This window comes from Acidimicrobiales bacterium, assembly GCA_016794585.1.
Classification (GTDB): Bacteria; Actinomycetota; Acidimicrobiia; order Acidimicrobiales; family DATDAH01; genus JAEUJM01.
This window is the reverse complement of sequence record JAEUJM010000016.1, coordinates 1-14,524: the sequence shown is the minus strand read 5'-3', so window position 1 is coordinate 14,524 and position 14,524 is coordinate 1. Positions and strand designations below refer to the sequence as shown.

15 protein-coding genes are annotated in these 14,524 nt (G+C 72.8%); 9 read left to right on the top strand and 6 right to left on the bottom strand.

The features are described 5' to 3' along the window. Positions 1-14: 14 nt before the first annotated feature. The 5 genes from JNK12_08855 to bfr all read left to right on the top strand — a co-directional run bounded on the left by JNK12_08855 (position 15) and on the right by bfr (position 3,244). Positions 15-977: an EfeM/EfeO family lipoprotein gene (locus JNK12_08855; protein ID MBL8776027.1), complete on the top strand. Its 963-nt coding sequence runs from the start codon at positions 15-17 to the stop codon at positions 975-977. 3 nt (positions 978-980) lie between these two features. Beyond that, a complete protein-coding gene (efeB, locus tag JNK12_08850) occupies positions 981-2,237 on the top strand; it encodes a deferrochelatase/peroxidase EfeB (protein MBL8776026.1) in 1,257 nt (418 codons plus the stop codon). Between the two features lie 113 nt (positions 2,238-2,350). Next, positions 2,351-2,539: a hypothetical protein gene (locus tag JNK12_08845; GenBank protein ID MBL8776025.1), complete on the top strand. Its 189-nt coding sequence runs from the start codon at positions 2,351-2,353 to the stop codon at positions 2,537-2,539. Positions 2,540-2,565: 26 nt separating this feature from the next. Beyond that, positions 2,566-2,730 carry a (2Fe-2S)-binding protein gene (locus tag JNK12_08840; GenBank protein MBL8776024.1) on the top strand — a complete coding sequence of 55 codons (165 nt, stop codon included), beginning with the start codon at positions 2,566-2,568 and terminating at the stop codon, positions 2,728-2,730. A 37-nt stretch (positions 2,731-2,767) separates the two neighbouring features. Next, on the top strand, positions 2,768-3,244 hold the full coding sequence (gene bfr, locus JNK12_08835) for a bacterioferritin (GenBank protein MBL8776023.1): 477 nt from the start codon (positions 2,768-2,770) through the stop codon (positions 3,242-3,244). A gap of 174 nt (positions 3,245-3,418) precedes the next feature. Here bfr and JNK12_08830 read toward each other — a convergent pair whose 3' ends face one another. Further along, positions 3,419-4,078, bottom strand: coding sequence for a hypothetical protein (locus tag JNK12_08830; GenBank protein MBL8776022.1), 660 nt, complete (start codon positions 4,076-4,078; stop codon positions 3,419-3,421). Between the two features lie 99 nt (positions 4,079-4,177). Then, positions 4,178-5,569 (bottom strand): FAD-dependent oxidoreductase, encoded by a 1,392-nt coding sequence (locus JNK12_08825; GenBank protein MBL8776021.1) that lies wholly within the window; start codon positions 5,567-5,569, stop codon positions 4,178-4,180. An 85-nt stretch (positions 5,570-5,654) separates the two neighbouring features. Between JNK12_08825 and JNK12_08820 the strand changes: the two genes are divergently transcribed. Continuing rightward, complete coding sequence (locus JNK12_08820) at positions 5,655-6,548, top strand: FTR1 family protein (protein MBL8776020.1); 894 nt, start codon at positions 5,655-5,657, stop codon at positions 6,546-6,548. A 15-nt stretch (positions 6,549-6,563) separates the two neighbouring features. Here the strand turns inward: JNK12_08820 and JNK12_08815 are convergent, their stop codons facing one another. After that, positions 6,564-8,669, bottom strand: coding sequence for an AAA family ATPase (locus JNK12_08815; GenBank protein MBL8776019.1), 2,106 nt, complete (start codon positions 8,667-8,669; stop codon positions 6,564-6,566). Positions 8,670-8,740: 71 nt separating this feature from the next. Continuing rightward, positions 8,741-10,324: a DUF853 family protein gene (locus tag JNK12_08810; protein ID MBL8776018.1), complete on the bottom strand. Its 1,584-nt coding sequence runs from the start codon at positions 10,322-10,324 to the stop codon at positions 8,741-8,743. Between the two features lie 43 nt (positions 10,325-10,367). Here JNK12_08810 and JNK12_08805 point away from each other — a divergent pair, with 43 nt between their 5' ends. Beyond that, a complete protein-coding gene (locus JNK12_08805; GenBank protein ID MBL8776017.1) occupies positions 10,368-11,342 on the top strand; it encodes a patatin-like phospholipase family protein in 975 nt (324 codons plus the stop codon). 29 nt (positions 11,343-11,371) lie between these two features. On the opposite strand, the gene JNK12_08800 is transcribed toward JNK12_08805, so the two are convergent. Beyond that, positions 11,372-12,118 (bottom strand): alpha/beta fold hydrolase, encoded by a 747-nt coding sequence (locus tag JNK12_08800; GenBank protein MBL8776016.1) that lies wholly within the window; start codon positions 12,116-12,118, stop codon positions 11,372-11,374. A 40-nt stretch (positions 12,119-12,158) separates the two neighbouring features. On the opposite strand from JNK12_08800, the gene JNK12_08795 reads away from it, so the two are divergent. After that, positions 12,159-12,929, top strand: a complete 771-nt coding sequence (locus JNK12_08795; GenBank protein ID MBL8776015.1) for a methylenetetrahydrofolate reductase — start codon at positions 12,159-12,161, stop codon at positions 12,927-12,929. 197 nt (positions 12,930-13,126) lie between these two features. Here the strand turns inward: JNK12_08795 and JNK12_08790 are convergent, their stop codons facing one another. After that, entirely contained in the window at positions 13,127-13,381 is a 255-nt protein-coding gene (locus JNK12_08790; protein ID MBL8776014.1) for a hypothetical protein, read from the bottom strand. 24 nt (positions 13,382-13,405) lie between these two features. Between JNK12_08790 and hemE the strand changes: the two genes are divergently transcribed. Then, positions 13,406-14,476: a uroporphyrinogen decarboxylase gene (hemE, locus tag JNK12_08785; protein MBL8776013.1), complete on the top strand. Its 1,071-nt coding sequence runs from the start codon at positions 13,406-13,408 to the stop codon at positions 14,474-14,476. The last annotated feature ends 48 nt before the right edge of the window (positions 14,477-14,524 follow it).

Here is a 14,524-nt window from a genome sequence, read left to right as displayed (position 1 = left end):
CCAGGAGACCCGACGTGCACCATCGCCCCCTTGCCCGCCTCGCCACCGCCGCCACGGTGGCCCTGCTGCTCACCGGGGCCGCCGCCTGCACCGACGACGGCGGTGACGTGCGCTCCACCGGCTCGGCCTCGGGGTCCGGCTCCGGTTCGGGGTCGGCCTCTGGGTCGGGCTCGGGGTCCGGCTCCGCGAGCGGCATCTCCGAGGACGAAGCGGCACAGACGACAGAGAACGAGCTGATCACCGCCGCACTCGCGGAGTACAAGGTCTACGTCCTCGACCAGATCGACGAGACCATCGCCGCCACCACCGTGTTCACCGACGCGGTGCGCGACGGCGACGTCGCCGCCGCCCAGGAGGCCTACGCCCCGTCCCGCCAGGGCTGGGAGCGCATCGAGCCGGTGGCCGGCCTCGTCGAGGAGATCGACGGTGCCGTCGACGCCCGCGTGGACGACTTCGAAGGCGTGGACGACCCCGCCTTCACCGGCTGGCACCGCATCGAGTACCTGCTGTGGGAGGAGGACGACGCCGAGGCCGCCGCGCCGTTCGCCGACCAGCTCGACGAGGACCTCCAGACCCTGAAGACCGAGGTCACCGACATGGACATCCCGCCGGCCGCCCTCGTGGTGGGCGCCGCCGATCTCATCGAAGAGGTCTCCACCGGCAAGATCACCGGCGAGGAGGACCGCTACTCGCACACCGACCTCTGGGACTTCGCCGCCAACGTCGAGGGCTCCGGAGAGGGGATCGAGCTCCTCGCCCCCGCCCTCGAGGAGGCGGATCCCGAGCTGCTGTCCGCCATCGAGGCGGACTTCGACGAGCTCGACGACCAGCTCGAGGAGTACGAGGACGGGCAGGGCGGCTACCTCGACTACACCGAGCTCACCGACGAGGACCGCGACGCCATGGCCGCCACCCTGGCCGGCCTCTCCGAGCGCCTCGCCGAGATGGCAGGCGTGCTGAACCTCGAGTCGAGCTGACCGATGGCCGGGCTGAGCCGCCGGCGGTTCCTCCACACCGCCGGCGGCGCCGCCCTGCTGGGCGGCGTCGCCGGGGTGCTCCCCGCCTGTGCGAGCGCGGGCGAGGGCAGCTCGGTCGACCTCGCCACGGCGGCGCTCGACACCGACCGCCGCTACCTCGACCCACTGGGGGCCCACCAGGTCGGGGTGGTGGCCACGCACCAGGCCGAGGGCCTGCTCGCTGCGTTCACCGTCCACGCCCGCGACCGGGACGAGCTGCGGGACGCGTTCCGAGCGCTGACCGAGGAGATCCGGCGTCTCATGTCGGGCATCCCGTACGAGGAGCGTGACCCGGACTTCCCGCCGCTGCACACGGGCACCGTGGGCAACCCCGTCCCGCCGTCGGACCTCAGCGTGGTGGTCTCGGTCGGGGCGAGCCTCTTCGACGAGCGCTACGGCCTCGCCGACCGTCGACCGGTCGAGCTCGAGCCGATGCCCTTCCTCGCCAACGACCGCCTCGACCCCGACCGGACCCACGGCGACCTGCTGTTGAACATCGCCAGCGCCGACCAGGAGGTCACGCTCTTCGCGTTGCGTCAGCTGATGCGGGTCACCCGCGGCAACCTCGGCCTGCACTGGATGCTCGAGGGCTACAACCGCCGCACCGAAGCCGCTCCGGGTGAGGCCGGGGTGCGCAACCTCATGGGCTTCGTGGACGGAACCGCCAACCTCGACCCCTCCGACGACGGGCTCATGGACCGCCTCGTGTGGGTGGCTGACGGCGATCGCGAGCCGGCGTGGGCGACGGGCGGCACCTACCAGGTGGTGCGGGTCATCCGCATGTTCGTCGAGTTCTGGGACCGCACCCGCCTCGGCGAGCAGGAGGCGCTGATCGGCCGGCGCAAGTCCGATGGGGCTCCCCTCGACGGCGAGGTCGAGACCGACGTGCCCGACTACGCCGCCGACCCCGACGGCGAGCGGACACCCCTCGACGCCCACATCCGCCTGGCCAACCCGCGCACGGCCGAGACCGAGGACCAGCGCATCCTGCGCAAGGGCTTCAGCTACTCACGCGGCTTCGACGGCGACGGCCAGCTCGACCAGGGCCTCGCCTTCGTCTCCTACCAGCGCAGCCTCGAGCGCCAGTTCCTGCCCGTCCAGGCCCGCCTGGCCGGCGAGCCGCTGGAGGAGTACCTCCTGCCCGAGGGCGGCGGGTTCTTCTTCGCCCTCCCCGGCACACCCGACGAGGGCGACTTCTTGGGCGAGGGCCTGCTCCGGTGAGGAGCACCCTGCGCGTTGACAGGACCGCGCTGGTAGGGCAACCTAACAATGTGAGCCAAGCCGATGTGCTCCCCCGTATCAAGGCCGCAGACCAGCCGGGCCGACGCGGTCCGATGCTGCAGGGGTTCCAACGCATCACGGGGCAGCGCATCGTGCTCGGCGGCTCCGGCGCCCCCCGTGCCGAGTGCACCGTGTTCGGCCGGCTCCACCGCCGCGACGTCGAGCAGCGCGTCACCCTCGCCGTCGCCCTCGAGCTGGCCCGTGACGGGGTCCCCACCGTCGTGCGGGCCCACGGCGACTGACCATGGTCGTCTGCCACTGCGAGGCCGTGAACGATCGCCGCATCCGCGACGAGATCATCGAAGGGGCCCTGGACGCCGACGCGCTGGCCGAGCGCTGCGGCGCCGGTGGACAGTGCGGCGGCTGCCACGAGACCATTGAGCAGCTGTTGCGTCAGTTCGGCCTCGAGGCCACCTCCTCCGCCGCCGCCTGACGCCGGCCTCCCCCACCCCACCAGGAGCACCCATCACATGCAGGGCGACCCCGAGATCATCGAGCTGCTCAACGAGGTGTTGACGGCGGAGCTGACCGCCATCAACCAGTACTTCATCCACGCCAAGATGTGCGAGAACTGGGGTTACCAGCGCCTCGCCGCCAAGGTGCGCGACGAGTCCATCGACGAGATGAAGGACGCCGACGAGCTCATCGAGCGCATCCTCTTCCTCGAGGGTGTCCCCAACCTCCAGCGCCTCGGCAGCGTGACCGTCGGCGAGACCGTGGCCGAGCAGTTCGCCCTCGACCTCGTGGTCGAGAAGGCCGCCGTCGAGCGCTACAACCGGGGCATCGCCCTCGCCGTGGCCAAGGGCGACAACGGCACCCGCGAGCTGCTCGAGCAGCGCCTGAAGGGCGAGGAGTCCCACGCCGACTGGCTGGAGACCCAGCTCACCCTGATCGACCAGGTCGGCCTCCAGAACTACCTGTCCCAGCAGATCCACGGGGACGACTAGCGCGGCGGCGGTGCCGGAGGCGGCCACCGCCGCAGCTCGGCCTCGGTGCCGCCGCAGCGCGGGCACCGGAACCGGTCGGGGCACGCACGCACGGCCTCACTCCCCCAGGCACTCCGGTGGTCCGCGCCGCCACACGCCACGCACTGGCGAAGCCAGACCTCCGGGCCCGGTGGCTCAGCGTTCGCGCGAGGACGCCGCATCTGTCGCTCCGGCGATGAGCTCGGCCACTGCCACGCGGGCCACGACGCGCTCCAGGGTGTCGAGCAGGGCGTGCTGGAGCCCTCGGTCGCCGGCGTCGAGCTCGGCCCAGATGACCGTGACCCCGGTGACCGGATCCGCCCGCAGCGCCACGCCCCAGAGCTCGGCCATGGCGCCGAGATCGTCGTCGGGGTCGTCCTCGCCGACGCAGTCCGCCACCGCGTTCACGGACAGGGTGGTGGCGGCCACGAAGAGGTGACGGCCACCGAAGGGCACCCGCTGGATGCCCGCGGCAAGGGTGGCGCCACCGGGCGGGACACCGACGTCGACCGCGGGGTCACCGGGCAGGTCGAGCATCCTGATCGGCCGACCGTCCTCCTGCATCGACCAGCCCTTGGCCACCGCCATCCGGAACTGGCACGGCGACAGGCGGAGGCGCGGCGCCTCCCGACCCGGCTGCCCCGTCGAGCCGAGGTCGGCGTCGGCGAACGACCCGACCTCGACGTGGAGGTCCTCGCCGTCGCGGAGGCGCACCCGCAGCGCGGGGACGGCATGGGCGAGCGTGGCACTGACCCGCAGGGCGCGCATCCCCCCGGCGGTGATCACGACGGCACCTCCCCGGTGGCGCTCGGCCACCGGTCAAAGGCTGCGCAGCTCGGTCGGGAGGTCGTGGCGGTCGACGGCATGGGCACGAGTGTTAGGCATACCTAACACGTTGTCAATGCCCTGTCGGTCTCAGTCCTCCACGACGTGGGACCGGAAGCCGTCGCGCGCCTGCTGCCACGCCGCCTCGTCGAACGAGCCGTCACCGGCGAGCGCCGCGGCCGCGGCCGAACCCATGACCAGGGCGTGGTGGGTGTTGTCCGGGACGAACAGACCCTGGCGCCCGAAGGTCAGCAGCTCGGGATGGGTCGCCGCCCATTCCTCGAGGGCGGCCAGGTCGTGCTCGAAGCCGACCCGGTAGCGGGGGTAGACCCGGGGCAGGCGCCGCGCCTCGACGGCGACGGGCGCGGGGTCGGGCAGGCCGAGACGGACGAGCACGTCCTGCACGAGCGCCCCGAGGTCGGCGTCCGACATCGTCCACGTGGCGTCGCCCACGTCGGCGGGCACCTCGGCGCAGAGGACCGTGCGGTCGGCAGGGTCGGGCCCGTCGCGGTAGTTCTTGGGCTCGGACAGCCGGGCGATCGGGTTGTCCGCGGCGGGGAAGTAGTGGGCGTCGAACTCGGTCCACTGCGGGCGGTCGACCACGAGGTACACGAGGACGAGGCCGCGGTGCTCGATGCTTCCGGCGGCGGCCAGCACGCCGTCCGGCGGCGCCGGATGCGCCCAACGGACGAGGGCCGGAAGCGGTGCGGTCGACCAGACCCGCCCGGCCTCGACCGTCGAGCCGTCGACCAGATGGACACCGACCTCGTCCGGGCCGAGGGCGACGCCGTCGACCGCGACACCCAACCGGAGGTCGGCACCTGCGGCCACCGCCGCATCGGCCAGGGCCTCCGAGATCGCGCCGAAACCGGTCGCCGGGTACAGGAAGGTGCGCTTGTCGGGCGCACCGCTCGCGGACGGACCGCCCCTCGGCCGGGGCACGAGGCGGCGCAGGACGTCGGACGCGGACGAGGCACTCACCCGCCGGCGAGCCAGCTCGCCGGCCAACTGATCGGGCGGGACCCCCCAGAGCTTGGTGACGTACGGCTCGTAGAAGGTGGCCGCGACCGTCGGCCCGAGCCCCGCCCGCACCACCTCGGCGAAGGTGTCGGCCCGTGGGCGACGGAACGGGCCGAGGGCGGCGTCGCGCGTTGCCCCGAGGGCGAAGGACGGCGGCAGGCGGCGCACGAGGTCGGCCAGGCGAAGCGGGAAGGCCAGCCAACGGTCGGAGAGGTGGATGCGCCCATGGCGGGGCCGAACCTGGAGGTCGTCGCCGAGCAGGTCCCGCAGCAGGGCCAGGTGCTCGCCGGCGATGGCGGGGTGCAGGCGATGGCTGCCGAGGTCGACCCGCTGGCCGGCCACGTCGAAGCTCCCCGCCATGCCCCCGACCCGGTCCTCGGCCTCGACCACCAGGACCCCATGGCCCGCCCGGGCGGCGCCGAGCGCGGCCGCCAGGCCCGCGGGGCCGGCTCCGACGACCACGAGCTCCGCCGAACGGGGGCCCCTCGACGGCGCGCGATGATGGTGGGGTGGCGGAAGCGGCACTGCTTGTTAAGGTACCCTAACCATGGGTGAATCGATGCTGGTCCTCATCCGCGAGGGGTTCGAGGCATCGCTCATCGTCGGCATCGTGTTCGGGTACCTCCGCAAGATCGACCGGCGCGACCTCGACGGCCCGGTCTGGGCCGGGGTGGGCTTGGCCGCGGCGATCTCCGTGGTGTTCGGCGTCGTGCTGCACAACACCGTCGGCTCGTTCGAGGGCGACGCCCGCCTCCGGGCCTTCGCGGCCATCTCCTTCCTCGCAGCCGGTGTGCTGACGTGGATGGTCTTCTGGATGCGCCGCCAGAGCCGGGCCATCAAGGGCGAGCTCGAGCACCGGGTCGACGCCGCCCTCGCCTCGGACCGCGTGAAGACCGGCGTGTTGGTGGTCGCCTTCTTCGCCGTGCTGCGCGAGGGCATCGAGACCGCCCTGTTCCTCATCGCCGCCGCCACGTCCAGCACCGGTTGGGACGTGTTCATCGGGGGGCTCATCGGCCTCGGCATCGCCATCGTCCTCGGCTACCTCGTGTACTCGGGCAGCAAGGTCCTTCCCATGAAGCTGTTCTTCAACATCACCGGCATGATCGTCATCGTCTTCGCCGCGGGCTTGCTGGCCAAGGGGATCATGTTCCTCCAGGCCACCGAGTTCGACGCCCTCGACAGCCTGAACTGGGCCGTCTACGACCTCACCGGCGTCTCGTGGCTCACCACCCAGACCCAGGCCGGCCGCTTCCTCGCCGGCCTGTTCGGCTGGGACCCCCGCCCCTCCCTCGAGCAGGTGGTGGTGTGGGTGGCCTACATCATCCCCGTCACCTACCTCTTCCTGCGCCCCGACCGCCCGAGTGCGGCGGCGCCGGCACCAGCGGTGGACGAGGACCAGCCCGAGGACCTCGCCGCCGCCGCCCTGGCCGCCGAGGCCTGACCCCCGCTCGGGCCTTCAGTCGGTGAGCACCTCGGGCAGGGGCTCGGCGTGCACGAGAGTGAGGCGCTTGGTGGCGCGGGTGAGGGCGACGTAGAGCGAACGCATGCCCTGGGGCTCCTCGCGCACGATGGCGGCCGGCTCGACCACGATCGAGGCGTCGAGCTCGAGGCCCTTGACCAGCCCGACCGGCACGACGGTGACCTGCTGCTCAAGGCCGTGGCGGTCGGCGGCGCCGTGCTCGATGCCGGCGGCCTCGAGGCCCTGCGACACCGAGGCGGTGAGCGACGGCGGGCAGATGATGCCCACGCTGCCCATCCCCACGGCCTCGCTCTCCTCGACCACGAGCCGGGCCACCTCGGCCCCGATCGCCGCCGGGTCGGCCACCGCCTCGATGCGGGGATTGCTCTCGCCCTCGCGGACCGAGGACGGGGCCGTGAGATCCGGTGCGGCCAGGGCCAGCACCTTGGCCGCCAGGGCCATGTTGGCGGCAGGGATGCGGTAGCCGACGGTGAGCTCGGCCCGCTGCGACGGCCGACGGTCGGGCAGGTGGTCGAGCACTCCCTCCCAGTCGTCGTGGGCCCAGGCGCCCGTGGCCTGGGCGATGTCACCGACGATGGTCATCGAGCCGTTGAGTGAGCGCCGCGACAGCACCCGCAGCTGCATCGGCGAGAGGTCCTGGGCCTCGTCCACCACGATGTGGCCGTAGGTGCGCACCTCGTCGTCGGCGGCGGAGGGGCCGTTGCCGTTGGGCCGCTTGCGGCGCGGCGGCGGGCCCAGCAGCGTGCGCGCCTCGTCCAGCAACGGCACGTCGTCGGCGGTCCAGACCACCTCGTCGGCCGACTCGCTGCGAGGGCGGACCAGCGCGTCGGCCTCGGCGTCGGTGAGGTGGTGGCGGCCGGCCGAGCGCAGCAGGGCCCGTGATCCGAACAGGTCGTGGAGCAGCTGGCCGGGGGTGAGCACGGGCCACATCCAGTCGAGAGCCTCACGCACGGCGAGGTCGCCGCGCACCTGGGCGCGCACCTCGACCGGATCGGGCTCGAGGCGGCTGCTGGCGGCCAGGGCATCGAAGAACGACCGCTCGACGAAGCGCCGGCCGGCGTTGTGGGTGCGGAAGCGCCGGCGGGCCTCCCGGACGATGCGGTCGCTCTCGGCCACCGACAGGCGCAGCACGGTGAGCCCGTAGCCCACCTCGAGACGTTCCCGGAGCGGGCGCTCACGGTCGCGCACGGCTCGTCGCAGCACGTCGACCATGCGCTCGTCGCCCTTGACCCGCGCCGTCCGCCCGCCGTCGCGGCCCCGTACCCGCTGCTCGGGGATGAGGTCGGCCAGCACCGCCAACTCGACCCCGGCCTCGCCCAGCGAGGGCAGCACCTGCTCGATGTAGCCGAGGAAGAGGCGGTTGGGGCCCACCACGAGCACGCCCTGGCCCTCGAGCGGGAAGCGATGGGTGTACAGCAGGTACGCGGCCCGGTGGAGTGCGACCACGGTCTTTCCCGTCCCCGGGCCACCCTGCACCACGAGCACGCCGGGCAGCGGGGCGCGGATGATCTCGTCCTGCTCGCCCTGGATGGTGGCCACGATGTCGCCGAGGCGGCCCGACCGCGACGACTCCAGTGCGGCGATGAGGGCCCCGTACCCGGTGATGCCGTCGTCGGCGCCGTTGGCGTCGAGGCCCTCGATGCCGCCGAAGACCTCGTCCTCCAGACCCAGCAGCGTGCGACCCCGGGTGGCGAAGTGGCGTCGTCGGCGCAGACCCATCGGCTCTCGCCCGGTGGCCCGGTAGAAGGGCTCGGCCACCGGCGCCCGCCAGTCGACCACGAGGGGCTCCTGGTCCTCGTCGGACACGGCCAGGCGCCCGACGTGGAAGGACTCGCCGCCGGCCTCGGGCGTGCGGTCGATGCGGCCGAACACCAGCGACGCATCGCCGAGGTGGAGCTGGGACAGCCGGTTCAGGATGTTCCCCTGGAACACCTCCCGCTCCCAGCGAGCCTGCTCGGTGCCGCCCTTGCCCACCTCGAGGGTGTCCTGGAGGCGCGTGGCCGACCGCCGGTTCGCCTCGAGGCACTCGTAGGCGTGGTCGATGTAGGCCTGCTCGGCCTCGAGCTCGGGATGTCGCACCATGGGGGGTCGACCATCCTACCGGCGCCGCCCGGGGCCGCCGCCCTGCCGGAGGGGCCCAGTGTTCGGGGGTTCTACCGCTTCTTCAACATCCCGAACACGCCCCGCACCACGGTGTTGATCATCGATCGACCCTCGCGGCTGCGGAGGTAGTCGGTGACGACGTTGCCGTCGTCCTTCGACGACGAGCGCCGTCCGCCGGACCCCGACCGGGGGGCCGAGGTGCGTGGGGGCGGCTTCGGCACCTGGACCCCGCCTCCGGCCGGCGCTGGGGCGGGTGCCTCGGTGGGCGCCGTCGCGGCGGCCGCCGCCGCCATCTTCGCGGCGAGCAGCTCGCGGGCCGAGTCGCGGTCGACCTCGACCGCGTACTTCGCCCACAGGGGCGACGCCTTCGCCGCTGCGTCGAGGGTGGCGGTGTCCACCGCAGCCATCAGCGACGACGGCGCCAGCAGCTTCGTCCACACCACCGGCGTGGGCGCGCCCTTCTCGTCGAGGATGGTCACCATGGCCTCGCCCGTGCCCAGCGCCGTGAGGTCGCGCTCGAGCTCGTAGTCCTCGGTGAACGGATAGGTGCTGACCGCCGCTTTGAGGGCCTTGGCGTCACGGGGCGTGTGGGCCCGCAGGGCGTGCTGGACGCGGTTGCCCAGCTGGGCGAGGACGTCGTCGGGCACGTCGTCGGGCAGCTGGGTGACGAAGAACACCCCGATGCCCTTCGACCGGATGAGTCGCACGGTCTGGGCGACCTGCTCGACGAACTCCTTCGAGGCGTCGTCGAAGAGCAGGTGGGCCTCGTCGAAGAAGAACACCAGCTTCGGTTGGTCGAGGTCGCCGACCTCGGGCAGGTTCTGGAACAGCTCGGCGAGGAGCCACATGAGGAAGGTGGAGAACAGGCGGGGGCGGTCCTGCACGGCGGGCAGCTCGAGGCAGCTCACCTGGCCGATGCCGTCGGCACCGACGCCGAGCAGGTCGGTGACGTCGAACTCGGGCTCCCCGAAGAAGGCGTCGCCGCCCTGGGCCTCGAGCTCGCTGATCGAGCGCAGCAGCACACCCGCGGTCTGGGTGGACACCCCGCCGAGGGCCTTCAGCTCGGGCTTGCCCTCGTCGCTGGTGAGGTACTGGAGGACGGCGCGCAGGTCGGCCAGGTCGAGCAGGGGGAGGCCGGCCTCGTCGGCGTAGCGGAACACGATGGAGAGCGACGACGACTGGGTCTCGTTGGACGACATCACCTTGGCCAGCAGCTGCGGGCCGAAGCTCGACACCGGCGCCCGCACGGGCACACCGGCGCCGAGGCCCCCGAGCGAGAGGAACGTGACCGCCCGCCCGGCGGGCTGCCACTCGACGCCGAGGTCCTTGCTGCGGGCGTCGATGTGCTCGTTGGGCTGGCCTGGCTGCGAGAGGCCCGAGAGGTCGCCTTTCAGGTCGGCCGCGAACACCGGCACCCCCAGGGCGGAGAGCTGCTCGGCCATCAGCTGGAGGGTCTTGGTCTTGCCCGTGCCCGTGGCGCCGGCGATGAGGCCGTGGCGGTTGCACATCGCGGTCGGGATCTGGACGACCGCGCCGGGGTGGGTGGTGCCGTCGAGCACGCCGCGCCCGAGCACGACCGCCTTGCCGTCCACGGCGTAGGCGGCCGCGATGCGGGCCTCGAAATCTTCAGCCATACCGCCAGCCTCGCGCACGGGCGGGCGTGCGATGCTGGAGCCGATGGCGGTCGGTCTGGTGACGGGTGCGGGCGGCATCATCGGTCGGGCGTACACCATCGGGACCCTCGCCGCGCTGGCCGATCACGCCGATTGGGACGCGCTGGACGCGTCGATCATCGTGGGAACGTCGGCGGGCGCCGGGATCGGGTCCACGCTGCGCCTCGGACTCTCCCCCGCCGACCACCGCGCCCGGGTGACCGGCCGTCCCACCTCGGCCGAGGGCCACGCGCTGCTGGGTGACCTCACCTACGCGACCGACTTCGACGAGCCCGAGCCGGTGAAGGGCCTCGCCGCCCGTCGACCGCAGGCGCCCCGCCTCGTGCGCCACGGCTTCCGGCGGCCTTGGCCGACCGGGCTCGGCGTCGGCCTCTCAGGACTGTTGCCCCGCGGCACGGTGCCCATCACCCCCCTCGGCGACAAGCTCCGGCTCCTCTACGGCAACGGCTGGCCCGAGGATCCACTGTGGATCTGCAGCGTGCGCATGCGCGACGGTGCCCGGGTCGTGTTCGGCCGGGACCCCGCCCCGGGCGAGCCGGGGTGCCCGCCCCTCGCCCGTGCCGTCGAGGCCTCGTCGGCCATCCCGGGCTACTTCGAGCCGGTCGAGGTGGACGACGAGCTCTACCTCGACGGGGCCGCCCACTCGTCCACCAACGCCGACCTCCTCGCAGGCGAGGGGCTCGACGGCGTGGTCGTGATCTCACCGATGTCGGCCGTCGGCGAGGCCCTCCAGTGGCACCCCCGCTGGGCCAGCCGGGCCGGCTACCACAAGGTGCTCGGCCTCGAGGTCGACCAGGTGGAGGCGGAGGGCACGCCGGTGCTGGTGTTCGAACCCACCCTCGACGACCTGGAGCTGATGAAGGGTGGGTCGATGGACGAGTCCGTCGAGGCCGAGCTCGTCGAGGTGGCCTACGCCACGGCCACGACCCGCCTCGAGCGCCTCGCCATCACCGACCTCGCCCGCTCCTGGCGGCGCTGACGCGCCTCGAAACCCGCACCAGCGGCAGGTCAGGAGCGGTCGAGGGCGGCCCAGAAGGTGGTCAGTGCCGCGGCGGCGTCATCGGCGGAGTCGAGCATCCACCAGTGGCCACCGTCGGGGAGCGGGACGACCTCGGCACCGGTGCGCTCGGCCAGCCGACGGGCCCGGCCGGCGTTGCGGAACGGGTCCTTCATCGACTCGATCACGAGGCCCGGACCGGTGATGGCATCGATGCCGGGCCCCCACTCGTTGCCGATGTCGGCCGACGATCTGTAGAGCGTGAGGATGGCGGCGGCCATGGTGGCGTCGAGCGCCTCGGCCATCTCGGTGGCGCCCGGCTCGGGCACGCCGGCGCCGGCGAGCAGCGCGGCACGATCGGCGACCGGACCGTTGACCATGCCCTCCATGAACTCCTCGCCGGCACCGGGGGTCATCCACAGCAGGGCGAGGTCGTGCCACTTGAAGTCGGCGCCGAGATCGCCGGCGTCCGTGGCCCATGAGCGCACCAGGCCGGGCTCGTCGGCCAGCACCTTCAGCATGAGCAGCGCACCCCAGTCGTGGGTGACGAGGTCGATGTCACCGGGGGCGGACAGCGTCGCCAGTTCGCCGGCCAACCAGTCTGCGTAGCGGTACATCGTCGGCTCGAACCCGTCGGGCAGCGGGCACCCGAAGCCAGGCAGCTGGAGGAGCACGACGTCATCGCGCCCCAGCCGCTCGACGAGCGATCCCCACACCGCCGGGGTCTCGGGCACACCGTGGACGAACACCGCAGGCATCTCCCGACCGTAGTGGGCAGACCTGCTCTAGGGTCGGGCCATGGTCGCCGCCGGGCTCCCCGTCATCTGCGAGATCGAGCCGGCCACCCGGCCCGAGCTCATGCACGTGCGCCACCAGATCGGCGTGCTCAGCACCATCGCCTCCGCCTTCCTCATCCCCGACAACCACATCGGCCGGGCCACGGTGTCGAGCATCGCCGTCGCCCACGAGGTGGCGCAGATGGGAGGACGCTCGATCGCCTGCCTCAACGCCCGTGACCGCAACCTCCTCGGCTTCCGTCGCGATCTGCTCACCGCGGCGGCCTACGGGGTGGACGAGTTCCTCTTCGTCTACGGCGACCGGCCCGAGTCCGGCAAGCGGTCCGACGACCTCACGGTGCGCCTCATGATCGACGAGGCCCGGTCGTTCGCGGCCACCCACGACGCCTCGACGGGCCCGTTCCGCATCGGAGTGACCACGGGGCTCCGCCCCCTGCCCGCCTGGAAGCAGGAAGCGGACTCCCTCTTCGTGCAGGTGGGCTTCGACGTCGAGGCGCTCGTCGAATGGCGCGAGACCGTCGAATTCGCGGGGCCCGTCTACGCCGGTGTCATGGTGATCGCGTCGGCGCCGATGGCCCGCAAGCTGAGCCACGACATCCCCCAGCTGGCCGTGCCCGACCACGTCGTCGCCGCCATCGAGTCCGACCGCGACGCCGGCGTCACCCTGGCCTGCGACCTCGTCGACCAGATCGCCGCCACCGGCGCCTTCGACGGCATCCACCTCATCCCCGTCTCCCGCTACCGCGACGTCGCGCGGCAGTTGGAGTCCTAGTCCCGCTGGAGCGACATCGCGGACGGCGCCCCCTGGGGCGCCGTCCGCCTGCTTATTGGGCGATGGTCAGCGGCATGGGGAGCCCGGCGGGTGGCGCCGATCCGGAGGGTCCGAAAGATCGGGCCAATGCCTTTCCGGCCCGATTTTCGGATACCGGATCGGGGACAGGACCCGACGGGCGGGCGGTCGGCTGACCGTCAAGGGTCGGGGTGGCCAATCTCTTTGAGGGCGTCGTGGAGGGCGGTGCGGAGGCGGCGGGTGAGGGCGGGCGTGAGGTGCAGGACGAGGCCTTCGCCGGCGCGGCCGACCTCCTCGACGGTGAGCACCACCCGGGGCTCGGCGTCCTCGTAGTCGTCCGAGATGGCGACCGCCCACGAGAGGCGGGCCAGGTCGTCGTCGTCGGGTGGCTGGTCCGCAGGGTCGAAGGGGTGGTCGTCGATGGATCGCCGCATGACCCCTGACGGTACGTTGAGGACGTGCCCGCCGCCCCCGCCGAACCCACCTCGCCGGCCGCGTCCAGCGACTTCCTGCGCGCCTGCCGGGGTGAGCCCGTCGACCGCATCCCCGTCTGGTTCATGCGCCAGGCCGGGCGCTCGCTGCCCGAGTACCGGGCCGTGCGGGGCGAGGGCAGCATCCTCCAGGCCATCAAGGACCCGGAGCTCTCGGCCACCATCACCCGCCAGCCCGTCGAGCGCTACGACGTCGACGCCGCCATCCTCTACTCCGACATCGTCGTGCCCGCCGAGGCCATCGGCTTCGGGGTCGACGTGGTGCCCGGCGTGGGCCCGGTGATCGCCGAGCCGTTCACCTCGGCCTCGGACCTCGACCGCCTGCGCCCCCTCGACCCCGAGGCGGACACGCCCTACGTGCTCGAGACGGTGCGCCTGCTGGTCGAGCAGCTCGAGGTGCCCCTGATCGGCTTCGCCGGCGCCCCGTTCACCGTGGCCAGCTACCTCATCGAGGGCCGCCCGTCGCGCACCTACGCGAAGACCAAGGCGCTCATGCACGGCGACCCGGCGCTCTGGGAGCGGCTCCTCGACGCCCTCGCCGACCTCGCGCTGACCTCGCTGCGCTCCCAGGTGGCCGCAGGCGCCTCGGCCATCCAGCTCTTCGACTCGTGGGCCGGCGCCCTGTCCCCCGACGACTACCGCCGCTTCGTCCTGCCCTTCAGCACCAAGGTGCTCGAGGGCATCGGTGAGACCGGCGTGCCCCGCATCCACTTCGGGGTCGGCACGGGCGAGCTCCTCGGCCTGCTCGGCGAGGCCGGCGCCGACGTGGTGGGCGTCGACTGGCGGGTGCCGCTCGACGTCGCCCGCGAGCGGGTCGGGGGCCGGGCCCTCCAGGGCAACCTCGATCCGGCGCTGTGCCTGGCGCCTTGGCCCGTGGTCGAGGAGGCCACGCGGGACGTGTTGCGGCGGGGCGGCGGGCGCGGCCACGTGTTCAACCTCGGCCACGGCGTGCTCCCCGAGACCGACCCGACCGTGCTCGAGAAGGTGGTGGCCCTCGTCCACGCCGAGGGCGTCGCCCTCGCCGCCGACGGCCGCTGAACGTCCGTCGCGAGCCCAGCCTCGGGGCCGGTCCGGCACGGACGCGTC

What these genes read in the sequence shown, in the direction of transcription:
- efeB (MBL8776026.1), top strand. Translation starts at nt 981, where the DNA reads ATGGCCGGGCTGAGCCGCCGGCGGTTCCTCCACACCGCCGGCGGCGCC.
- JNK12_08845 (MBL8776025.1), top strand. Translation starts at nt 2,351, where the DNA reads ATGCTGCAGGGGTTCCAACGCATCACGGGGCAGCGCATCGTGCTCGGC.
- bfr (MBL8776023.1), top strand. Translation starts at nt 2,768, where the DNA reads ATGCAGGGCGACCCCGAGATCATCGAGCTGCTCAACGAGGTGTTGACG.
- JNK12_08820 (MBL8776020.1), top strand. Translation starts at nt 5,655, where the DNA reads ATGGGTGAATCGATGCTGGTCCTCATCCGCGAGGGGTTCGAGGCATCG.
- JNK12_08815 (MBL8776019.1), bottom strand. Translation starts at nt 8,669, where the DNA reads ATGGTGCGACATCCCGAGCTCGAGGCCGAGCAGGCCTACATCGACCAC.
- JNK12_08810 (MBL8776018.1), bottom strand. Translation starts at nt 10,324, where the DNA reads ATGGCTGAAGATTTCGAGGCCCGCATCGCGGCCGCCTACGCCGTGGAC.
- JNK12_08805 (MBL8776017.1), top strand. Translation starts at nt 10,368, where the DNA reads ATGGCGGTCGGTCTGGTGACGGGTGCGGGCGGCATCATCGGTCGGGCG.
- JNK12_08800 (MBL8776016.1), bottom strand. Translation starts at nt 12,118, where the DNA reads ATGCCTGCGGTGTTCGTCCACGGTGTGCCCGAGACCCCGGCGGTGTGG.
- JNK12_08795 (MBL8776015.1), top strand. Translation starts at nt 12,159, where the DNA reads ATGGTCGCCGCCGGGCTCCCCGTCATCTGCGAGATCGAGCCGGCCACC.
- JNK12_08790 (MBL8776014.1), bottom strand. Translation starts at nt 13,381, where the DNA reads ATGCGGCGATCCATCGACGACCACCCCTTCGACCCTGCGGACCAGCCA.